General features: G+C 65.8%; 21 protein-coding genes and 1 other RNA gene. 12 read left to right on the forward strand and 10 right to left on the reverse strand.

The window, feature by feature from the left end; translation table 11 throughout:
* Window positions 1-254 precede the first annotated feature (254 nt).
* The 9 genes from ssrA to prfB form a co-directional block, all read right to left on the reverse strand.
* Window positions 255-622, reverse strand: a transfer-messenger RNA (tmRNA) gene (gene ssrA / locus JOZ00_RS25010).
* A 105-nt stretch (window positions 623-727) separates the two neighbouring features.
* Window positions 728-1,573 carry a maleylpyruvate isomerase family mycothiol-dependent enzyme gene (locus JOZ00_RS25015; protein ID WP_293349610.1) on the reverse strand — a complete coding sequence of 282 codons (846 nt, stop codon included), beginning with the start codon at window positions 1,571-1,573 and terminating at the stop codon, window positions 728-730.
* 36 nt (window positions 1,574-1,609) lie between these two features.
* Entirely contained in the window at window positions 1,610-2,452 is an 843-nt protein-coding gene (locus JOZ00_RS25020; RefSeq protein ID WP_293349667.1) for an EamA family transporter, read from the reverse strand.
* The gene (gene smpB, locus JOZ00_RS25025; protein WP_293349613.1) at window positions 2,449-2,958 is read right to left on the reverse strand and encodes an SsrA-binding protein SmpB; all 510 of its coding nucleotides are present in this window, start codon (window positions 2,956-2,958) and stop codon (window positions 2,449-2,451) included. The genes JOZ00_RS25020 and smpB overlap by 4 nt, the downstream gene beginning before the upstream one ends.
* 5 nt (window positions 2,959-2,963) lie before the next feature.
* Window positions 2,964-3,857, reverse strand: coding sequence for a permease-like cell division protein FtsX (ftsX, locus tag JOZ00_RS25030; RefSeq protein WP_293349616.1), 894 nt, complete (start codon window positions 3,855-3,857; stop codon window positions 2,964-2,966).
* Window positions 3,858-4,547, reverse strand: coding sequence for a cell division ATP-binding protein FtsE (ftsE, locus tag JOZ00_RS25035; protein ID WP_293349669.1), 690 nt, complete (start codon window positions 4,545-4,547; stop codon window positions 3,858-3,860). It lies immediately after the preceding gene.
* A 43-nt stretch (window positions 4,548-4,590) separates the two neighbouring features.
* Window positions 4,591-5,085: a hypothetical protein gene (locus JOZ00_RS25040; protein ID WP_293349619.1), complete on the reverse strand. Its 495-nt coding sequence runs from the start codon at window positions 5,083-5,085 to the stop codon at window positions 4,591-4,593.
* Entirely contained in the window at window positions 5,082-6,041 is a 960-nt protein-coding gene (locus JOZ00_RS25045) for a mechanosensitive ion channel family protein (RefSeq protein ID WP_293349622.1), read from the reverse strand. Before JOZ00_RS25045 ends, JOZ00_RS25040 begins: the two co-directional genes overlap by 4 nt.
* 40 nt (window positions 6,042-6,081) lie before the next feature.
* Window positions 6,082-7,194: a peptide chain release factor 2 gene (prfB, locus tag JOZ00_RS25050; RefSeq protein ID WP_293349625.1), complete on the reverse strand. Its 1,113-nt coding sequence runs from the start codon at window positions 7,192-7,194 to the stop codon at window positions 6,082-6,084.
* A gap of 161 nt (window positions 7,195-7,355) precedes the next feature.
* Between prfB and JOZ00_RS25055 the strand changes: the two genes are divergently transcribed.
* Both JOZ00_RS25055 and JOZ00_RS25060 read left to right on the forward strand, forming a co-directional pair.
* On the forward strand, window positions 7,356-8,723 hold the full coding sequence (locus JOZ00_RS25055) for an FAD-dependent oxidoreductase (RefSeq protein ID WP_293349628.1): 1,368 nt from the start codon (window positions 7,356-7,358) through the stop codon (window positions 8,721-8,723).
* A 146-nt stretch (window positions 8,724-8,869) separates the two neighbouring features.
* Entirely contained in the window at window positions 8,870-9,298 is a 429-nt protein-coding gene (locus tag JOZ00_RS25060) for a pyridoxamine 5'-phosphate oxidase family protein (RefSeq protein WP_293349632.1), read from the forward strand.
* Between the two features lie 26 nt (window positions 9,299-9,324).
* Here the strand turns inward: JOZ00_RS25060 and JOZ00_RS25065 are convergent, their stop codons facing one another.
* Window positions 9,325-9,678, reverse strand: a complete 354-nt coding sequence (locus JOZ00_RS25065) for a hypothetical protein (protein WP_293349635.1) — start codon at window positions 9,676-9,678, stop codon at window positions 9,325-9,327.
* Window positions 9,679-9,711: 33 nt separating this feature from the next.
* On the opposite strand from JOZ00_RS25065, the gene hisN reads away from it, so the two are divergent.
* From hisN to JOZ00_RS25115, 10 genes are all read left to right on the forward strand, one after another.
* The gene (gene hisN / locus JOZ00_RS25070; RefSeq protein ID WP_293349638.1) at window positions 9,712-10,506 is read left to right on the forward strand and encodes a histidinol-phosphatase; all 795 of its coding nucleotides are present in this window, start codon (window positions 9,712-9,714) and stop codon (window positions 10,504-10,506) included.
* A gap of 77 nt (window positions 10,507-10,583) precedes the next feature.
* Window positions 10,584-11,993, forward strand: coding sequence for an acyl-CoA dehydrogenase family protein (locus JOZ00_RS25075; protein WP_293349641.1), 1,410 nt, complete (start codon window positions 10,584-10,586; stop codon window positions 11,991-11,993).
* Window positions 11,994-12,025: 32 nt separating this feature from the next.
* The gene (locus tag JOZ00_RS25080) at window positions 12,026-13,231 is read left to right on the forward strand and encodes an acyl-CoA dehydrogenase family protein (RefSeq protein ID WP_293349644.1); all 1,206 of its coding nucleotides are present in this window, start codon (window positions 12,026-12,028) and stop codon (window positions 13,229-13,231) included.
* 72 nt (window positions 13,232-13,303) lie between these two features.
* Window positions 13,304-14,275: an NADPH:quinone oxidoreductase family protein gene (locus tag JOZ00_RS25085; protein WP_293349647.1), complete on the forward strand. Its 972-nt coding sequence runs from the start codon at window positions 13,304-13,306 to the stop codon at window positions 14,273-14,275.
* A 93-nt stretch (window positions 14,276-14,368) separates the two neighbouring features.
* Window positions 14,369-15,460: a homogentisate 1,2-dioxygenase gene (locus tag JOZ00_RS25090; RefSeq protein ID WP_293349650.1), complete on the forward strand. Its 1,092-nt coding sequence runs from the start codon at window positions 14,369-14,371 to the stop codon at window positions 15,458-15,460.
* Between the two features lie 55 nt (window positions 15,461-15,515).
* The gene (locus JOZ00_RS25095) at window positions 15,516-16,703 is read left to right on the forward strand and encodes an alpha/beta fold hydrolase (protein WP_293349653.1); all 1,188 of its coding nucleotides are present in this window, start codon (window positions 15,516-15,518) and stop codon (window positions 16,701-16,703) included.
* Window positions 16,700-17,905, forward strand: coding sequence for a CoA transferase (locus JOZ00_RS25100; RefSeq protein ID WP_293349656.1), 1,206 nt, complete (start codon window positions 16,700-16,702; stop codon window positions 17,903-17,905). Before JOZ00_RS25095 ends, JOZ00_RS25100 begins: the two co-directional genes overlap by 4 nt.
* Window positions 17,902-18,795 (forward strand): hydroxymethylglutaryl-CoA lyase, encoded by an 894-nt coding sequence (locus tag JOZ00_RS25105; RefSeq protein WP_293349659.1) that lies wholly within the window; start codon window positions 17,902-17,904, stop codon window positions 18,793-18,795. The genes JOZ00_RS25100 and JOZ00_RS25105 overlap by 4 nt, the downstream gene beginning before the upstream one ends.
* On the forward strand, window positions 18,795-19,406 hold the full coding sequence (locus JOZ00_RS25110) for a TetR/AcrR family transcriptional regulator (protein WP_293349662.1): 612 nt from the start codon (window positions 18,795-18,797) through the stop codon (window positions 19,404-19,406). The genes JOZ00_RS25105 and JOZ00_RS25110 overlap by 1 nt, the downstream gene beginning before the upstream one ends.
* A 10-nt stretch (window positions 19,407-19,416) precedes the next feature.
* On the forward strand, window positions 19,417-20,214 hold a 798-nt coding region (locus JOZ00_RS25115; RefSeq protein WP_293349665.1), incomplete at its 3' end, for an acyl-CoA dehydrogenase family protein.

A 20,214-nucleotide genomic window follows, 5' to 3' on the forward strand; every position in this document is an offset into this window, starting at 1 on the left:
GCGAACGCACCCGCTAGCAGCTAGCACACCCCGGCCCGGGCAGGTACTCAGCGCAGAGCTGTCGAATTTGGCAGCCGAGTCATCGGCTGCGGAGCCCGGTTTTGGACCACCCGCAGAAGACGGAAGCAAAGGTGTCGAGTCGCTCATGTTTGGGCCGAAAGACGGAAAGGCACCAGCTTAACCGACAGATGTTGCTGAGATGTTGATCAAAAAAGAAACTGGCCAGAGCTTCATCGCTCTGACCAGTTGATGTTCAGTGGAGCTGCCGGGAATCGAACCCGGGTCCTACGGCATTCCCTCAAGACTTCTCCGTGCGCAGTTCGCTATGCCTCTACTCGGATCTCCTGGTCACGCGAACTAGCCAGGATGACGATCCCAGTCGCTGTTGGTGTCCCGATGAGTCCCGCGACCGGACTCATCGGTTGATCCCTCTAGCTGACGCCAGGCTCCGGGTCGAGGGCGTTCCCGGTCTGACGGACTAGCTGTCGCTTAGGCAGCGAGAGCGTAGTCGCGCTGATGTGAATCGGCGCTTATATGTTTGCAACGACGCTTACGGTGGTCGGTTGCCTGCACCGGCACGCTTCCCTTGATTCGATGCGCGAAGTCGAAACCTTTCAGCCCCTTGTCTTTGTTACTTCGAACATCCCCACCGATTTTCGGCAGGATGACCTATTCTACCTGCCCATCAACCAGCGGCAACGGGATTATGTTCCGCGCCGGGGCGCGATCAGATTACGAAGTTCAGATGCTCGACCACCCTGCCGGCAACGCCTTCGTCACCGCCGATTTCGACATCCTGGGCGCGCGCAGGACACATCGGGCGGCCGCCGGCCAGCCTGGTGAATTGCAGTCCGTCCAACCTGACCGTCGCCGTCGGCTCTTGGCCGCCGAAGTCGTCGACCACCTGGGCTCGTCCGTCCACCTTGACGCGGATGGTGCGGGCCAAGGGGCCGGTCAACTCCAACTGGACGCGCGAACCGTCGGGCGCCTTGGCCAACTTGCCCACGACGTATCCCATCGTGGCGGCGGCCTCGTCCAGTGCCAGCCCCGACGCCGTTCCGGCGAGCTCGTCGTCGGACGACGGCCGCCCAAGCGCCGTGCGGATGTCTTGCTCGTGCATCCAGCAGTCGAACACCCTGATCCGCATGAATCGGCCATACGATTCCGGGCCCGCCGGAGTCACGGTCACCGCATCCCACTCGTCGTTGGGCAGGCTCGTCAGGACCTTCCGCCGATCGTCGGTGATCGCCTTGAACCGCTTAAGCACGTCCGCGCCGGGTTCCGCGCTGAGATGACGAACCCAGCACTCGTTCATCGTTCCGATGTCGTTGCGAACGTGGCCGAGTGCCGAGACGTCGATGTCCGGTTGGGGTGGGGCCACGCCGGAAAGGAACGACTCGGTGCCCACCATGTGGGCCACCAGGGCTTTGACGTCCCAGCCCGGCAGCGGGCTTGCGGACAGCCACTCCGTCTCCGAGAGGCCGCCGACGAGCGCTCCGATGTCGTCCCACACGGCGAACAGACCGGACAACACAACTGACTTGTCGAGCTTGGTGACGGGACGATCGGCCATGGTCGGATCGTAAGCCGGTTAGTAACGGATAAACAGTTAGCTTCCGGCGATCATGGCCACGGAGCCCATGGCCATCACCATGCCGACTCCCTGCAGGCGGGTGACCCGCTCCCGCAGCACGACCATCGCCAGCACGACCGTCGCCGCCGGATAGAGCGAGACCAGGATGCTGGTCAACGAGAGCAGCCAGGTGTGCAGCGCCGCCAGCATGGTGATGTTGGCGAAGATGTCCAGCAGCGCCGTGCTCAGAGCCAACTTCAACGGCCTACCACGCGGCACCTTCATATTGCCGCTGGTTCCAGCCATCATGAACACCACCGCAGTGGCCGCCACCCGCGCGAACACCAGGGGCCAGAGTTTGCATTCGTGTGGGGCCTGATGCAGGAACACCAGGTTCAATCCCATCGCCGAGCCCGCCACGACTGTGAGCCAGGCCACCTTGGGCGTGAAGCGATAGGGCGCGTCTTCGACCGGGGCCTCGCGACTGACGAGCATCACCGAAACCAGTGCCAGGACCACGCCGACCACCGCCGCTTGACCCGGCCGCTCCCCCATCGCCACGCCGACCGCCACAGGCACCGCGGCATTGAGCACGGCGGCCAACGGTGACACCACCGAGATCGGCCCGGCACCCAGTGCGGCGAAGAAAGCCCACATGCCGAACGCCATCCCGACGCCGTACAGGGCGCCCCAGATGATCGCACCGGCGTGGATGGGTCCACCGACCCAAAATGCCAGCGCACCAAGCAAAATCGTTTCGATCGGGTAAGCGACGAGCATTACGCGCAGCGCGGCCACTCGCCGTGCTGCTACGCCGCCCACAAAGTCGCTGACGCCGTAGGTGACGGCCGACAGCTGGGCGTAAGCGGCCCCGATCAGTTCATACCCTTTGCCCGGCGGCCCATTTCGCGTTGGACTTCGCGTTCTGCATCGCGGCGAGCCATGTCCTGTCGTTTGTCATACGCTCGCTTGCCGCGCGCCAAAGCAAGTTCGACCTTGACCTTGCCCTCAGAGAAATACAATGACAACGGCATCAAAGTGAGGTTACCATCTCGTATCTTGCCGACGAGGCTGTCAATTTGTTGCCTATGTAACAACAACTTTCGATTGCGACGTGGATCATGATTGGTCCAGCTGCCGTGCTGATACTCGGCGATATACAAGTTGCGCAGCCAAACTTCGCCGTCATCGATCGTTGCGAACGCGTCGGCCAGCGATGCCTGGCCCTCGCGCAGGCTCTTGACTTCGGTGCCCTGCAACGCAACTCCGGCCTCGAATAATTCGATCACTGAATAGTCGTGCCGTGCTTTGCGATTGGTGGCGATGACCTGTTTGCCGCCGCGTTTGCCGCCCGCCGCTTTGGCCCGGCCGGGTCCTTTGGCCATGGCTGCTACCGCCGTATATAGAGGCGTAGGGTCGCGTAACCGGTCACGGCCGCGATCGACACGCCGAGCAAGAACAGCCACGGGGCGATGTAGAGGATGTCGGCGTAGTCGACCTTCGCGATCAGGTGAGCTTGGTAGAACTGACTCAACGCGTTGTCCAGGAACGCCGCGCGCACCAGCAACAGGCCGACGACCGCGATCGCCACACCGATGGCCGCGGCCAGCATCGCCTCCACCAGGAAGGGCAGCTGGGTGTACCAGCGGCTGGCGCCGACGAGCCGCATGATCCCGATCTCAGTGCGCCGCGTGTGCGCCGCAACCTGGACCATGTTGGCGATCAGCAGGATCGCGCCGACGGCCTGGACCAGGGCCACCGCGAACGCGGCGTCTCGCAAACCGTCGAGGATGGCGAACAGCCGGTCGATCAGATCCTTCTCATTGAGGATGCTGCGAACTCCGGGCTGACCCTGCATCGCGGTGTCGAACTCCGCGTGCTGTTCGGGGTTGTTCAGCTTGACGATGAACGACGCGGGAAACGACTCCTTGCCCGCCACGTCCTTGAATTCGGGGAACTTCTTGATGGCGTCGTTGTACGCGTCCTGCCGGTTGACGAACCGCACCGATTTGACGTCTTGCCGGGCGTCGATCTTGTCTCGGAGCGCCTTGCACGGCCCGGACCCGCACGTCGCGTCGTTGGCGGAGATGTCGTCGGTGAGAAACACCTGCGTCTCGACGCGATCGAGGTAGATCTCCCGCGAGTTGTCGGCCAGCCGGACCACCAGCAGACCGCCCCCGAACAGACCGACCGAGATGGCGGTGGTCAGGATCATCGCGGCTGTCATCGTGACATTGCGACGAAGCCCGGTCAGTACTTCATTGAAGAGGAAGCCAAAGCGCACTTAGCGGTCCATCCCGTAGATGCCGCGCTGCTCGTCGCGAACGAGCCTGCCCAAGGACAGCTCGACGACCCGCTGCCGCATGGAGTCGACGATGTGGTGGTCGTGCGTCGCCATCAGCACCGTCGTTCCCGTGCGGTTGATCCGCTCCAACAAATCCATGATGTCCTTACTGGTGTCTGGGTCGAGATTGCCAGTGGGCTCGTCGGCCAGCAGAACCAGGGGCCGGTTGACGAACGCGCGGGCAATCGCCACCCGCTGCTGTTCGCCACCGGACAACTCGTGCGGCAGCCGGTTCGCCTTGCCGGACAGGCCCACAGTCTCCAGCACCTCAGGCACCGTGCGGTTGATCGCTTCGGCCCGTCGTCCGATCACTTCCAGCGCGAAGGCGACGTTCTCGTACACCGTCTTTTGCTGCAGCAACCGAAAGTCCTGGAACACGGTGCCGATCACCTGACGCAGCTTCGGCACGTGCCGACCGCGCAGCTTGTTGACGTGGAACTTCGACACCCGGATGTCGCCGTTGGTCGGGTTCTCCTCGCCGAGCAGCAGCCGCATGAATGTCGACTTACCCGAGCCCGACGGGCCGATCAGGAAGACGAACTCACCCTTGTCGATTTTTACGTTGACGTCTTCCAACGCCGGGCGCGCCGAGGCTTTGTACTTCTTGCTTACATGGTCAAGGGTGATCATCACGGCACGCCAGTGTAGCGGTGAATTTCGCTGACGGGCTAAGTCAGCTGGCCGGTGGCGACGTAGTCGGCGCCGGTCCGGGCCCCGGCTGCGGCTGCTGGGACGTTGGTGTGGGCGGGCTCGTGCTGGGCGGACAGAACGGCGCCGGCAGCACGCATGGCAGTTGCGGCAGCTGGAACGGCGGCGGCGATGTCGTCGTCGTGGTGGTCGGCGGCGCCAGCGGGGGCGGCGGAGGCGGCGGCGGCGGTGTGCTGGTCGGGGTCGGCGTGTAGGGCACGGTGGCCGGCGGCTGCTGCACCCGGCTGCGCGGCACCCACGTGTAGTTCGGATCGGGCACGAAGCCGGGTGGCACCACCTGGGGGGCCACCGGCTTGGCGGGTGGTTCCGGCTTGTAGGTGTTGTAGGTCCACCACAGGGCCAGGAACGCGACGATCAACGCCAGGGTCGAGGTGCGGACCCGCCCGCCGAACATGAAATTCGGCCAGGTCTTCTCCCCGTCCCCCCGACGCTTCTCGAGGACGTTCAGCGTGAATTTCACCGTTGCTGCACCGAATCGTGGTGCGCTGCGGCCGCGACCCGGTCGGCCTCAGCGGCCTCGTCGGCCGGCAGGGCCGCGTCGTCGACCAGGCCGACCTTGGCGTCGGCCGCGGTGACGATGCCGGCGCGCGCCAGCGCGCGGACGACCAGCACGCGCAGCTGACGGCCGGCCTCGAACTGCTTGCCGGGCAGGGTGCGGGCCACCATCCGCAGGGTGACCGTATCCACTTCGATGCTTTCGACGCCCATCACCGTCGGCGCGTCCAGGAGCAGCTCACCCAGCAGCGGGTTGTCCATGGCGTGGTCGCACTCCTGGTGCAAGACCTCGTTGACGCGGTTCAGGTCGGTGCTGGTCGACACCGGGATGTCGATCACCGCGCGGGCCCAGTCCTTGGACTGGTTGACGGCCTTGACGATCTGTCCGTTGGGAATGACCAACACCTCGCCGTTCGGCGAGCGCAGCCTGGTCACGCGCAACGTCACGTTCTCGACCGTGCCGCTGGCTTCCGTCGCGGAAACGACGGTGAGCGTCACGAGGTCACCGAAGCCGTACTGCTTCTCGACGATGATGAAGAACCCGGAGAGGATGTCCCTGACCACCTGCTGAGCACCGAAGCCCAGTGCCGCACCGACCACGGTCGCGGGCGCGATGAGTCCGCTGATGGAGAACTGCAGCACGTCGGCGATCTGCACGATGACCCAGATGGCGATCAGGACGATCGACACCCACTGAATCACCGACGCGACGGCCTGGCGGTGCTTGGTCGCCTCCGAGCGGACCAGGGCGTCGCTCTCGGCGAAGCGTTCGTCGAGTTGCCGGTCCACTTGGTCGGCGACCCAGGTGACGAACCGCACCGCGAGAACCGCCGCGATGAGCAGCATGACGACCCGCAGGCCGCGGGTGAGGACCCATTCACCGATCTCGCCGCGCCAGAAGTCGTGCCAGCGCTGCGTCATTGCTGTGGCGAGAATCTCTCTTCCCGCAAGAAAGCTTGTTTTACTCGTCATCTTTTCTGTTGCGCCACCGGATGCCCGCTTCCAGGAATCCGTCGATGTCTCCGTCCAGGACGGCCGCGGGATTGCCCACCTCGTACTCGGTTCGCAGATCCTTGACCATCTGATACGGATGCAGTACGTACGAGCGCATCTGGTTTCCCCAGGAGCTGCCGCCCTCGCCTTTCAGGGCGTCCAACTCTGCGCGTTCTTCTAATCGCTTGCGCTCCAACAATTTTGCCTGGAGCACTCGCATCGCCGAAACCTTGTTCTGCAATTGCGATTTTTCGTTCTGACAAGTTACGACGATACCCGTTGGGATGTGCGTAAGCCGAACCGCCGAGTCGGTGGTGTTCACGGATTGACCGCCGGGCCCGCTGGAACGGTAGACGTCAACGCGCACATCGCCTTCGGGAATGTCGATGTGATCAGTGGTCTCGACCACCGGCAGAACTTCGACTTCGGCGAACGATGTCTGCCGCCGGCTCTGGTTGTCGAAGGGGCTGATCCGGACCAGCCGGTGGGTGCCCTGCTCGACCGACAACGTGCCGTACGCATAGGGCGCGTGAACCGCAAAGGTGGCGCTTTTGATGCCGGCCTCTTCGGCATAGGAGGTGTCGAACACCTCGGCGTTGTAGTTGTGTTGCTCGGCCCAGCGGATGTACATGCGCATCAGCATCTCGGCCCAGTCCGCGGCGTCGACGCCGCCCGCGCCGGACCTGATGGTCACCAGCGCCTCGCGCTCGTCGTATTCGCCGGAGAGCAGGGTGCGTACCTCGGCCGCTTCGATATCGGCCCGCAGCGCCTTGAGCTCGGCGTCAGCCTCGGCTTGCGCGTCGGCGGCCCCCTCGCCTTCCTCGGCCGCAAGCTCGTAGAGCACCGGCAGGTCGTCGAGGCGTTGCCGCAGCTCTTCCACCCGCCGCAACTCCCCTTGGGCGTGGGACAACTGGCTGGTGACGCGCTGGGCGTTGGCCTGGTCGTCCCACAGATTGGGGTCCGACGCTTCCTTCTCCAGCTTCTCGATGCGGCTGCGCAGACCGTCGACGTCGAGCACCCGCTCCACCGTGGTCAGGGTGGAGTCAAGTGCGGTTATATCGGCTTGACGGTCGAGTTCCACATCGGACCACGTTACCGGGACCGACAACTGCCGCCGCCTGCGGCGAGTGTTCGGGTCACGACCGATGGCCCAGCGTTTAGCATCGAGTCACGATCATGTGCACCCCGCGTTGCGTGCGACAGCCCCTCTGCGCGCAATCCGGCAACAACAGAAGGTCGAGTATGCGTCCATATCACGTTGCCATCGTCGGCTCCGGTCCGTCGGGTTTCTTCGCCGCCGCGTCCTTGCTGAAGGCGGCCGATTCGTCCGAGGACGTCGACGTGACCGTCGACATGCTGGAGATGCTGCCGACGCCGTGGGGGCTGGTGCGCTCCGGCGTCGCGCCCGACCATCCGAAAATCAAGTCGATCAGCAAACAATTCGAGAAGACGGCCGGCGATCCCCGTTTCCGTTTCTTCGGAAACGTGTCCGTGGGCGAACACGTCGAGGCCACCGAACTCGCCGAGCGCTACGACGCGGTGATATATGCCGTCGGGGCGCAGTCCGACCGTGCGCTGAACATCCCCGGCGAGGACCTTCCCGGCAGCGTGGCGGCCGTCGATTTCGTGGGCTGGTACAACGCTCACCCCAATTTTGAGCAAATCGCGCCCGACCTGTCGGGTGCGCGAGCCATCGTCGTCGGCAACGGAAATGTCGCACTCGACGTCGCGCGCATCCTGATCACCGATCCCGGCGAGCTGGCCCGCACCGATATCGCCGACCACGCGCTGGAATCCCTGCGTCCGTGCGGTGTGGAAGAAGTACTGATTCTCGGCCGGCGCGGACCGCTGCAGGCGGCCTTCACCACGCTCGAGCTGCGGGAGCTGGTCGACCTCGAGGGCGTCGACGTCATCATCGACCCGGCCGAGCTGGACGACATCAGTGACGAGGACGCGGCCGAGGCGGGCAAGACGATCAAGCAGAACATCAAGGTGCTGCGCGACTACGCGAAGCGCGAGCCCCGTCCCGGCCACCGCCGGATGGTCTTCCGGTTCCTCACTTCGCCGGTCGAGATCAAGGGCGAGGAGAAGGTCGAAGGGATCGTGCTCGGCCGCAACGAGTTGGTCGCCGACGAAAAAGGGCGGGTGTCGGCCAAAGACACCGGCGAGCGCGAGGAGCTGTCGGCCCAGTTGGTGGTTCGCTCCGTCGGGTACCGGGGTGTGCCCACGCCGGGGTTGCCGTTCGACGAGAAGAGCGCCACGATCCCCAACACCGGCGGCCGGATCGACGGCAGCCGCAACGAATACGTCGTCGGGTGGATCAAACGTGGTCCGACCGGTGTCATCGGCACCAATAAGAAGGACTCGCAGGAGACCGTCGACACCCTGCTCGCCGACCTGGCCGGCGCGAAGGAGGGCGAACTGTCTGACTTCGGCGCCGACCATGTCGACAAACTGGCCGACTGGCTGGCCGAGCGCCAGCCCAAGCTGGTCACCTCCGCCCACTGGGACCTCATCGACCAACACGAGCGAGCAGCGGGTGAGTCACACGGGCGTCCCCGCGTCAAGCTGCCGAGCCTGACCAAGCTATTGCACGTCGGCCACGGCTGAGCTTTAGCCGATCACGGAATACGTTGGTTAGCAACGTATTTAATACGCTTCAAGCGCGAAGAAAGTACTAACGGCCCTACCTGGCCCACGCCAGTTCTGCGTAGCGTTGATGGCGTGGGCGAAGTTCGTTAGGAGGGTTGTCAGCAATGAGCGACGAACCGGTCACCGTGCTCTCTGACGATGAGAACTGGAAATTGATGGGCGGCATGACACTTGGCCGGCTGATCACCAACTTTGCCGGGGAGCCCGAGGTCTTTCCCGTCAACTACGTCGTGCAAGACCGCACCGTGCTGTTCCGGTCCGCCCCGGGCACCAAACTGGTTTCGGCCGTGGCGAATCGCGCGGTGGTCTTCGAGGTCGACGACCACAACGCCGCGGAAGGCTGGAGCGTCATCGTGCGCGGCAACGCCCGACTGCTGAAGACCGACGCCGACATCCAGCGAGCCGACCGCGCGCAGTTGCTGCCGTGGACCGCGACGCTCAAGCCGCACTACGTCCGGATAACCCCGACCGAGGTCACCGGGCGGTTGTTCCGGTTCGGTCCGGAGCCCGACCGCAACGAGACGGTTAGTTGAACCTCGTTCTGCTCCAACGAAACTCGCTAGACCACAGGTGGTTGCTGCTCCGGCGGCGGGGGCGGCGCCGGCGGCGCGAATCTCCAGTTGTCGGGATTGTTCGACGAATACACGACCGGGAACAGCTGACCCACCGTCGGCCAGTGGTCGACGTCGACCGCCATCCGCTGATACACCGCGTGCTCGTTGACGGTAGGGCCGTTGATCACCCCGGCGATAGTGACGAATTGCTGACCGGTGGCCGGGGGCCGCGGGCTGATCCCGGTCACCAGCAACGTCCCGCTGAACTGCTCACCCCGGGGACCGCGCGACACGAACCGTTGGGCCAGGAACACCCCCAGGACGGCCACCAGCAGGAGCAGCAGACCGAATTCCCACACTCCGCCATGGTAGGGCCGTGATAGGACTGCGTCATGAGTCAGGACGATCTGGCATTGGCGCTCAACCTTGCCGACCGCGCCGACGCGCTGACCTCCGCCCGGTTCGGCGCACTCGACCTGCGCATCGAGACCAAACCGGATCTGACACCGGTGACCGACGCCGACCGCGCCGTCGAAAGCGAACTCCGGAACGTGCTGGCCCGACAACGGCCTACCGACAGCATCGTCGGCGAGGAGTTCGGCGGTGAGACCAGTTTCACGGGACGGCAGTGGATCATCGACCCGATCGACGGCACCAAGAACTTCGTGCGCGGGGTCCCGGTCTGGGCCAGCCTGATCGCGTTGCTGCATGACGGCGTTCCCGTGGTCGGCGCCGTCAGCGCGCCGGCACTGCGACGCCGCTGGTGGGCGGCACGCGGCCAGGGCGCTTTCACCCAACTCGACGGCACCCCGCCGCGACGGCTGTCGGTTTCGTCTGTGGCACAACTCAATTCGGCCAGCCTCTCGTTCTCGAGCCTGTCCGGTTGGGCGCAGCGCGGGTTGCGGGACAGCTTCATCGAGCTCACCGACGACGTGTGGCGGGTGCGTGCCTTCGGCGACTTCCTGTCGTATTGCCTTCTCGCCGAAGGGGCCGTCGATATCGCCGCCGAACCGGAAGTCTCGGTCTGGGATCTCGCGGCGCTCGACATCCTGGTCCGCGAGGCGGGCGGCACGATGACCGGCTTGGACGGCATCGCGGGTCCGCACCGGGGCAGCGCGGTAGCGACCAACGGCCTGCTGCACGAGCGTGTTCTGGAGCGCCTCGGCGCGGACGGCGCTGTGAATTAGTTAACACGGAGCTGGCTACCTTACTCCGGAGTAAGATAGGCTGAGTACGCATCGCCCCAACGACCGAGGCTGCTCACATGACCGACACTGTTTCCGGTTCAAAAAAGACTTCAAAGCCCGCCCGCCCCCGCGCCAAACGGCGCGGCCGCAAAACCGGGGTCGGGCAGCAACCACACCAGCGCACCGGCGTCGACATCGCCATTGCGCTGCTCACGCCGCTCGTCGGCCAGGAGTTCCTGGACAAATACCGGCTGCGCGATCCGCTCAACCGCGGCCTGCGCTACGGAACGAAGAAGGTCTTCTCCACCGCCGCCGCCGGTTCACGGCAGTTCAAGCGGGTTCAGAACCTGCGCGGTGGCCCCACCCGGCTCAAGGCGAGCGGCCAGGACTACTTCGACCTGACGCCGGACGACGACCAGAAGATGATCGTGGAGACCCTCGACGAATTCGCCGCGGAGGTGCTGCGGCCCGCGGCCCACGACGCGGACGAGGCGGCGACGTATCCGCCCGAGCTGATCGCGAAGGCCGCCGAGCTGGGCATCACCGCCGTCAACATCCCCGAGGACTTCGACGGCATCGCCGCACACCGTTCCAGCGTGACCAACGTGCTCGTCGCCGAGGCGCTGGCCTACGGCGACATGGGTCTGGCGCTGCCGATTCTGGCCCCGGGCGGTGTGGCCTCGGCGCTGACCCATTGGGGCAGCGCCGACCAGCAGGCCACCTATCTGCCGGAGTTCGCCGGCGAGAACGTACCCCAGGCCTGCGTCGCGATTGCCGAACCGCAACCGCTGTTCGACCCCACCCGGCTGAAGACGACCGCGGTGCGCACGCCGAGCGGATACCGCCTCACCGGCGTGAAGTCGATGGTCCCGGCGGCGGCCGACGCCGAGCTGTTCATCGTCGGCGCGCAACTGGACGGCAAGCCAGCCTTATTCATCGTCGAGTCGTCGGCGAAAGGCCTTACGGTCAAAGCGGATCCGAGCATGGGGATTCGTGCGGCGGCCCTGGGCCAGCTCGAGCTGTCAGGCGTGTCGGTTCCGTTGCACGCGCGGCTTGGTGAGGACGAGGCGACCGACGACGATTACTCCGAAGCGATCGCACTGTCCCGGCTGGGCTGGGCGGCGCTCGCCGTGGGCACCTCGCACGCGGTGCTCGACTACGTCGTCCCCTACGTCAAGGAACGCGAGGCGTTCGGCGAGCCGATCGCTCATCGCCAGGCCGTGGCCTTCATGTGCGCCAACATCGCGATCGAATTGGACGGCCTGCGGTTGATCACCTGGCGCGGCGCCGCCCGCGCCGAACAGGGCCTGACATTCACACGCGAAGCGGCACTGGCCAAACGGCTGGGCGCCGACAAGGGCATGCAGATCGGCCTGGACGGCGTGCAGCTGCTCGGCGGCCACGGCTTCACGAAGGAACACCCGGTCGAGCGCTGGTACCGCGACCTGCGGGCCATCGGCGTCGCCGAAGGCGTCGTAGTCATCTAGGCCGTCATTTAACTCCAGCTGAAAGTTCAATCATGGCAATCAATCTCGAACTTCCCCGCAAGCTGCAGGCGGTCGTCGACAAGACCCATCAGGGCGCCGCAGAACTGATGCGGCCGATCGCCCGCAAGTACGACCTGAAAGAACACGCCTACCCGGTCGAACTCGACACGCTGTACAACCTGTTCGCCGGCGCCTCGGAATCGTTCGAATTCGCCGGTGCCGACGCCCTGCGTCACGAGGACGAGGACCGCGACAAGAACCACAACGGCGCCAACATGGCGGCGCTGCTGCAGACCTTGGAGGCCTGCTGGGGCGACGTCGCGATGATGCTCTCGGTCCCCTACCAGGGGCTGGGCAACGCGGCGATCTCCGCGGTCGCCACTAAGGAGCAGCTAGAGCGCCTGGGCCAGGTGTGGGCGGCGATGGCGATCACCGAACCCGGCTTCGGCTCGGATTCGGCCGCGGTGTCCACGACGGCGCGCCTGGACGGTGACGAGTACGTCATCAACGGCGAAAAGATCTATGTCACCGCAGGTTCGCGCGCCACGCACATCGTGGTGTGGGCGACCCTGGACAAGTCGCAGGGCCGTGCGGCGATCAAGTCGTTCATCGTGCCCCGCGAGCATCCGGGCGTCACGGTCGAGCGACTCGAGCGCAAGCTCGGCATCAAGGGCTCCGACACCGCGGCGATCCGGTTCGACAACGCCCGCATCCCCAAGGAGAACCTGCTCGGCAACCCGGAAATCGAGGTCGGGAAGGGCTTCTCCGGCGTGATGGAGACGTTCGACAACACCCGGCCGATCGTCGCCGCGATGGCCGTCGGGGTGGGCCGCGCCGCGCTGGAGGAAATCCGCAAGATCCTCACCGAGGCAGGCGTGGACATCTCCTACGACAGGCCGTCGCACGTCCAGAGTGCGGCCGCGGCCGAGTTCCTGCGCCTGGAGGCCGACTGGGAGGCCGCCTACTTGTTGGCCCTGCGCGCCGCGTGGCAGGCCGACAACAAGATCCCCAACTCCAAAGAAGCGTCGATGAGCAAGGCCAAGGCCGGCCGGATGGCCAGCGACGTCACCCTCAAGACCGTCGAATTGTCCGGCACCGCAGGCTATTCCGAGCAGTCCATGCTGGAGAAGTGGGCGCGCGACTCCAAGATCTTGGACATCTTCGAGGGCACCCAGCAGATCCAGCAGCTGGTGGTCGCCCGCCGCCTGCTGGGCCTGTCGTCGTCCGAGCTCAAGTAGCCGCCCCGGATTCAGTAGGCTGATCGAGCGCTGTTCGGGCGCTATTCGGCTGACACTGACGACGGAGGTGGCATGCGCGCGGCACAGGTGACTCGGCTAGACGGTCCAGACGCGGTCGAGTTGACCGAGATCGACGAACCCACTGGTGACGGCGTTGTGGTCGAGGTGCACGCCGCCGGAGTCGCCTTCCCCGATGCCCTGCTCACCCGCGGCCTGTACCAGTACCGCCCGGACCCGCCGTTCGTGCTCGGAGCCGAGATCGCAGGTGTGGTCCGGTCCGCGCCGGACGGCGCTCACGTGCGTGCCGGAGACCGCGTTGTCGGGCTCACGATGCTCACCGGCGGCATGGCCGAGGTCGCGGTGCTCTCACCCGACCGGGTTTTCAAACTTCCGGACAACGTCAGCTTCCCGGCGGGCGCCGGCCTGCTGTTCAACGATCTGACGGTGTACTTCGCGCTCACCGTCCGCGGCCGGCTGCAGCCTAACGAGACGGTGCTCGTGCACGGCGCGGCCGGCGGCATCGGCACCTCGGCGCTGCGACTGGCGCCGGCACTGGGCGCCTCGCGCTCAATCGCGGTGGTCAGCACGCAGGAGAAGGCCGACATCGCCACGACGGCCGGTGCGACGGACGTCGTGCTGGCCGATGGCTTCAAGGACGCGGTGAAGGAGTTGACCAACGGCCGCGGCGTCGACGTCGTCGTCGATCCCGTCGGCGGCGACAGGTTCACCGACTCCCTTCGCTCGCTCGCACCGGGCGGTCGGCTGCTGGTCGTCGGCTTCACCGGCGGTGAGATCCCCACAGTGAAGGTGAACCGCTTGCTGCTCAACAACGTTGACGTTGTCGGCGTGGGCTGGGGTGCGTGGGCCGCGACCCATCCGGGCGCGTTGGCCGAGCAGTGGGCCGGACTCGAGCGATTGCTCACCTCCGGCGAACTCGCCCCGCCCGAGCCGGCGGTGTACCCGCTGGAAGAGGCGGCGGCCGCGGTCGCATCGCTGGAGAACCGCAGCGCCAAAGGGAAGGTCGTGCTGCGCATCCGCGACTAGCGGGACCTTGAAATGCCAGCACCGGCCCTTGTGCGGCAGCAAAAGAGAAAGTAATGTCACTTTCAGTTTTGCACGCGAATCTAGGGGCCTTCCATGGAATCCTTTGTGCACCTGCGAAAAGGCAGGACACCGCGCCGACTGCACGCCGATCTCGACGGACTCAAGGACGACGAGCTCGGCCGGGGCGGATTCACCGGCCGGACCGCGAACCTCTACCGCCGCCACGACCCCACCGCCTACCGATCGGTCGGCCCGCTGCGGCCCGTGGACGTGTTGGCCACCGAGCTCAAGCCCGATGACACCACCGACGCCAACGGCGGACCCCTGCTGATGTTCAGCAACGACGACTGCCGAATCCTGTTGAGCCGTCGGCACGAACCGATGCCCTTCTTCGTTCGTCACGTCGACGGCGATCTGTTGTGCTTCGTGCATCAGGGCTCGGGCCTGGCCGAAACCGAGTTCGGGCCGCTGCGCTACCGCGAGGGTGACTGGATCTACCTCCCGAAGGCTTGCACCTGGCGGCAGGTGCCCGAAAGCGAGACGACGATGCTGATGATCGAGGCCCGCGATGAGTTCCGGGTGCCGCCGCCCGGCGCGCTGGGCCGCCACTTCCCGTTCGATCCGTCGCAGGCCGTCATCCCCGAGCCGGCCCCTCTCGAAGACGATGGCCGAGAGGAGTACGAGGTCCGGCTCGTCCACGAGGGTGGCCCGACAACCCTTTTCTATCAACACAATCCGCTCGATGTCGAAGGCTGGCGCGGCGACAACTTCGCCTTCACCTTCAACATCGCCGACTACAACGTCGTCACCTCGGACAGCGTCCACCTGCCGCCGACGGTGCACCTGTTCATGCAGGCCACCGGTGTCTACGTGATGAACTTCCTGCCCAAACCCGCCGAGGCCGTTCCGGGCACCGAGCGCACGCCGTGGTATCACCGCAACGTCGATTACGACGAGATCGCCTTCTTCCACGGCGGCTCCCTGTACGGCATCCCGATGCCGCCCGGCTTGATTTCGCATGCGCCGCAAGGGGTTCACCACGGCGCACCGGAGAAGGCGCGAGAACGGGCACGCCGCAAGTTCGACGACTATTCCCGCGTCGACTGGCAGGTGATCGCCGTCGACACCCGGCGTCGGCTGACTCCGTCGGCCGAAATACTGGCAAACGATTTGGGGCAACACTGAAAATGACACGCGCCGGCGACGATGCAGAACGAAGTGATGACAAGGAGCGGCGCCAATGACACACGCCGCGAAACACGAATACGACCGAATCCCCTATCTCGTTGCGTTCCAAAACAGTTCGGACGTCCGCGACGTCTACGGCGGCCTCGCCGAGATCACGGTGCTGGAGAGCTACCTGCTCAAGCCGAAGGACAAACCGTCGGACACCGTGCTGGTGTTCATGCACCCGATCGGCGGCGGCGCATACCTGCCGATGATGAACGCGTTGGCCCGCGCCGGTCATCACGTCATCTACTGCAACAGCCGATTCCGCGGCACCGACTCGGCGCTGCTGATGGAGAAGGTGGTCGAGGACCTCGGCGAGTGCATCAAGGACGCCAAGAAGCGTCTCGGCTACTCCAAGGTGGTGCTCGCCGGCTGGAGCGGCGGCGGCTCGCTGTCGGTGTTCTACCAGCAGCAAGCCCAGCAGCCGACCATCACGTCGAGCCCGTCGGGCGACGGTCCCGACCTGACCAAGCTCGACCTGACCCCCGCCGACGGCATCATGCTGCTCGCCGCGCACATCAGCCGGCACGGCACGATGACTGAATGGATGGATGCGTCGATCCTCGACGAATCCGATCCCACCAAGCGTGATCCGGAACTCGACCTGTACAACCCGGACAACCCGAACCAGCCGCCCTACAGCCAGGGATTTTTGGCCCGGTACCGGCAGGCGCAGATCGATCGCAACCGCCGCATCACCGCCTGGGTCAAGGACAAGCTCGCCGAGTTGAAAGCCGCAGGCCGTCCCGACGACGAGTTCGGCTTCGTCGTGCACGGCACCATGGCCGACCCGCGCTGGCTGGATCCGACCGTCGATCCCAACGAACGGACCCCGGGAACGTGCTACCTGGGGGATCCTCAAGTGGTGAACATGAGCCCGGTCGGACTGGCCCGCTTCTGCACGTTGCGTGGCTGGCTCTCGCAATGGAGCTACGACGACGCCCGTGGCGACGGGACGGCCTGTGGACCCGATATCGCGATCCCGGCGCTGGTGATCGGTAATCTGGCCGATGACGCCTGCACCCCGAGCCACACCCGGCGGCTTTTCCACGCGATCGGCCACCACGACAAGGAGATGCACGAAATCCCTGGTGCCACACACTATTACGCGGGTCCCGACCAACGCGACAAGCTGCGTGCCGCCGTCGACATCGTCACCGACTGGCTGATCCGGCACGATTTCGCGAGCAAGGTATGACACTTGCCGGACCGCTGGACGGTATCCGGGTGCTCGAGCTGGGCACCTTGATCGCCGGCCCCTTCGCGGGCCGGCTGCTCGGTGACCTGGGCGCCGACGTCATCAAAGTAGAGCCCCCCGGCGCCCCGGACCCGTTGCGCACCTGGGGTCAGGCCGAAGTCGATGGGCAGCACGTCTTCTGGACGGTGCATGCGCGCAACAAGCGCGCGATCACACTGGATCTGCGCCGCCCCCGCGGACGCGAGCTGTTCTGCGACCTCGTCGAGAAATCCGACATCGTGGTCGAGAACTTCCGTCCGGGCACGCTGGAAAAGTGGAACCTGGGCTACGACGTACTCAGCGAACGCAACCCCGGCATCATCCTGGTGCGGGTATCGGGCTACGGGCAGACCGGACCCGACGCGGCCAAGGCCGGCTATGCCTCGGTCGCCGAGGCGGCCAGCGGACTGCGACACCTCAACGGTTTCCCCGGCGGCCCGCCGCCCCGGCTGGCGCTCTCACTGGGTGACAGCCTGGCCGGCATGTTCGGCGCGCAGGGCGCGTTGGCGGCGCTGTATCGGCGCAGCGTTACCGGTCGCGGCCAGGTGGTGGACGTCGCGTTGACCGAATCATGTTTGGCCGTACAGGAATCCACGATCCCCGACTACGACGTCGGCGGGGTGGTGCGCGGACCGTCGGGCACCCGGCTCGAGGGCATCGCGCCCTCAAACATCTACCGCAGCGCAGACGGGTCCTGGGTGGTGATCGCCGCCAACCAGGACACCGTCTTCGCCCGGCTGTGCAAGGCGATGGGCCGCCCGGAACTGGCCACCGACGACCGGTTCGCCACACATGTCGCGCGCGGCCGCAATCAAGACGAACTGGACAAGATCATCGGCGCGTGGGCCGCGGACCGGCTGCCCGTCGACATCATCGAAACGCTTTCCGGCGCTGGGGTGATCGCGGGACCGATCAACACCGTCGCCGAAGTCGTCAACGATCCGCAGCTGCGGGCGCGCGGGATGCTGGTCGAGCACTACGACGAACGGATCGGGCGCGACGTGCTGGGGCCGGGCATCGTGCCGGTGCTCTCGGAATCCCCGGGCCGCGTCCGCAACGCGGGCCCCGCCCGTCCCGGCCAGCACAATGAGGACGTCTACGTCGGGCTGCTGGGCAAGACGGCCGAAGAGCTCGAGCGACTGCGGGCCGAGGAGGTGCTATGACACACGTAGATATTCGAGAGGTGTCGCTGCGCGACGGCCTGCAGATCGAGAAGCCAATCCCGTTGTCGGCCAAGCTCGAACTACTGGCCGCGGTGGCGGCTACCGGGGTCCGCGAGGTGGAGGCCACGGCCTTCGTCTCCCCCTCGAAGGTGCCGTCGATGGCCGACGCCGCCGAGCTCGCCGCCCACCTGCGCGACTACCCGGACATCGAATTCTCCGCGCTGGTGGCCAGTCCCAACGGCGCCAAGCGCGCCGTGGCCGCGGGCCTGCGCTCCATCGAATACGTGGTGGCCGCCGACGACACGTTCAGCCAGGCCAACGTCGGGAGCTCCAGCACCGAGGCGACCGACCAGATCGACGAGATCGTCGCCATCGCGCACGACGGCGACGTCAGCGTCGAGGTCGTCATCGCGACGGCGTGGGACTCGCCGTTCGAAGGCCCCACCCCGCCGCAGCGGGTGCTCGACATCGCCGCGGCCGCGGTCGACGGCGGCGCCGACCGCTTGTCGATCGCCGATACGATCGGCACCACTACGCCCGGACGCGTGAGTTCGCTTATCGCGCAGCTGCGTCCGGTGATCGGTGACATGCCACTGGGTGGCCATTTCCACAACACCCGCGGTTCGGGGCTGGCCAGCGCCTACGCGGCGGTCAGCTCCGGAGTCACCAGGCTCGACGCCTCCGTCGGCGGGCTGGGCGGCTGCCCGTTCGCCCCCGGCGCCACCGGCAACATCGCCACCGAGGACCTGGTGTACCTGCTGCGCGACAGCGACATCGATGTCGACGTCGACCTGCAGGCCGCCATCGCCGCCGCCGGCGTCGCGAGATCCGTTGTCGGTCACGACCTGCCGAGCGCTGTGCTGCGCGCCGGTGACCGGATCCGGAACTGATGACCGCGCCTGCCCTGACCCCCAAAGGCCGCCAGACCAGGGCGGCCATCGAGCAGGCGGCCCGAAAACTGTTCGCCGAACGCGGCTTTCACGGTACCACCCTGGCCGACATCACTTCGGCCGCGGGCAAGTCACCGGCCGTGTTCTACCGGTACTTCGCCGACAAAGAGGACCTGCTGGCCGCCCTTGCGGAGTCCTTCCTGCACGACGTCGTCACCCCGTCCGGCTTGAGCCTGCACCTGCCTGACTCGCCGGACGAAGAGGCGTTCTTCACTTCGGTGGTCACCGGCTACTGGAACATCTTCAAGCAGAACATCGGCATCATGATCGCCGTCGCCCAGCTCGCCGCGACCCAGCAGCGCTTCGCTGTTGTCCAGAACGAGTTCCGCCGCTTCGGCATGGACATCGTCGCCGCCTCGGTGCGCCGCGCGCAGGAGCAGGGCCACGGAACCGAGCTCAACCCGGAGCACACCGCGGCCGCCATCGCGTTGTTGTTCGAGAACTTCACCACCGTCTTCGTCGGTCCGTCCGGGCTCGGATTGGAGATCAGCGACGCGGACGCCATCTCGATCCTGTCAACGATCTGGAAGAAGACGCTGTACGGAGCTTAAGGATAGAATCGTGGATTTCACTCTCCCAGAACATCTTCCGGGTCTGCTCGCCGAGATGGACGCGTTCATCGAGGCGGAGATCAAACCGCTGGAACGCGAGAACATCCAGTACTTCGACCAGCGCCGCGAACATGCGCGCACCGATTGGGACAACGACGGCATCCCGACCGTTCAGTGGGAGGACCTGCTCGCCGAGATGCGCAGGCGAGCCGACAAGGCGGGCTGGCTGCGCTATGGGTTGCCTTCCTCGCTCGGCGGTCGTGACGGCACCAACGTCGACATGGCAGTCATCCGGGAGCATCTGGCGCACAAGGGCCTTGGCCTGCACAACGACTTGCAGAACGAGTCGTCGATCGTCGGGAATTTCCCGCAGGTGATCATGATGGAGCGCTTCGGGAGCGACGAGCAACGCAAGCTCTGGTCCGAAGCGCTGATCACCGGCGAACGCTCCATGGCGTTCGGCCTCACCGAACCGCAGCATGGTTCGGACGCGACGTGGCTGGACACCAGCGCCGAACCGGACGGCGATGGCTGGGTCATCAACGGCTCCAAGCGTTTCAACACCGGAGTGCACCGCGCCACCCATGACCTGATCTTCGCCCGCACCTCCGGTGAGCCGGGCCAGGCCCGCGGCATCACCGCCTTCCTGGTGCCCACCGACACCTCGGGCTTCAATGTTCCGTACTACTGGTGGACGTTCAACATGCCGACCGACCACGGCGAGGTCGAGTTGACCGACGTGCGAGTGCCCGCCGACGCGGTGCTCGGCGAGGTGGACCGCGGTCTCGAGGTCGCGCAGACGTTCCTG

It is taken from the genome of Mycobacterium sp. (assembly GCF_019243155.1).
Classification (GTDB): domain Bacteria; phylum Actinomycetota; class Actinomycetes; order Mycobacteriales; family Mycobacteriaceae; genus Mycobacterium.

Coding starts and splice junctions, on each gene's coding strand:
- JOZ00_RS25110 (WP_293349662.1), top strand. CDS start 18,795: ATGACCGCGCCTGCCCTGACCCCCAAAGGCCGCCAGACCAGGGCGGCC.
- smpB (WP_293349613.1), bottom strand. CDS start 2,958: ATGGCCAAAGGACCCGGCCGGGCCAAAGCGGCGGGCGGCAAACGCGGC.
- JOZ00_RS25045 (WP_293349622.1), bottom strand. CDS start 6,041: ATGACGCAGCGCTGGCACGACTTCTGGCGCGGCGAGATCGGTGAATGG.
- JOZ00_RS25080 (WP_293349644.1), top strand. CDS start 12,026: ATGGCAATCAATCTCGAACTTCCCCGCAAGCTGCAGGCGGTCGTCGAC.
- JOZ00_RS25055 (WP_293349628.1), top strand. CDS start 7,356: ATGCGTCCATATCACGTTGCCATCGTCGGCTCCGGTCCGTCGGGTTTC.
- JOZ00_RS25090 (WP_293349650.1), top strand. CDS start 14,369: ATGGAATCCTTTGTGCACCTGCGAAAAGGCAGGACACCGCGCCGACTG.
- JOZ00_RS25105 (WP_293349659.1), top strand. CDS start 17,902: ATGACACACGTAGATATTCGAGAGGTGTCGCTGCGCGACGGCCTGCAG.
- JOZ00_RS25100 (WP_293349656.1), top strand. CDS start 16,700: ATGACACTTGCCGGACCGCTGGACGGTATCCGGGTGCTCGAGCTGGGC.
- JOZ00_RS25095 (WP_293349653.1), top strand. CDS start 15,516: ATGACACACGCCGCGAAACACGAATACGACCGAATCCCCTATCTCGTT.
- JOZ00_RS25075 (WP_293349641.1), top strand. CDS start 10,584: ATGACCGACACTGTTTCCGGTTCAAAAAAGACTTCAAAGCCCGCCCGC.
- JOZ00_RS25015 (WP_293349610.1), bottom strand. CDS start 1,573: ATGGCCGATCGTCCCGTCACCAAGCTCGACAAGTCAGTTGTGTTGTCC.
- hisN (WP_293349638.1), top strand. CDS start 9,712: ATGAGTCAGGACGATCTGGCATTGGCGCTCAACCTTGCCGACCGCGCC.
- JOZ00_RS25060 (WP_293349632.1), top strand. CDS start 8,870: ATGAGCGACGAACCGGTCACCGTGCTCTCTGACGATGAGAACTGGAAA.
- ftsE (WP_293349669.1), bottom strand. CDS start 4,547: ATGATCACCCTTGACCATGTAAGCAAGAAGTACAAAGCCTCGGCGCGC.
- JOZ00_RS25085 (WP_293349647.1), top strand. CDS start 13,304: ATGCGCGCGGCACAGGTGACTCGGCTAGACGGTCCAGACGCGGTCGAG.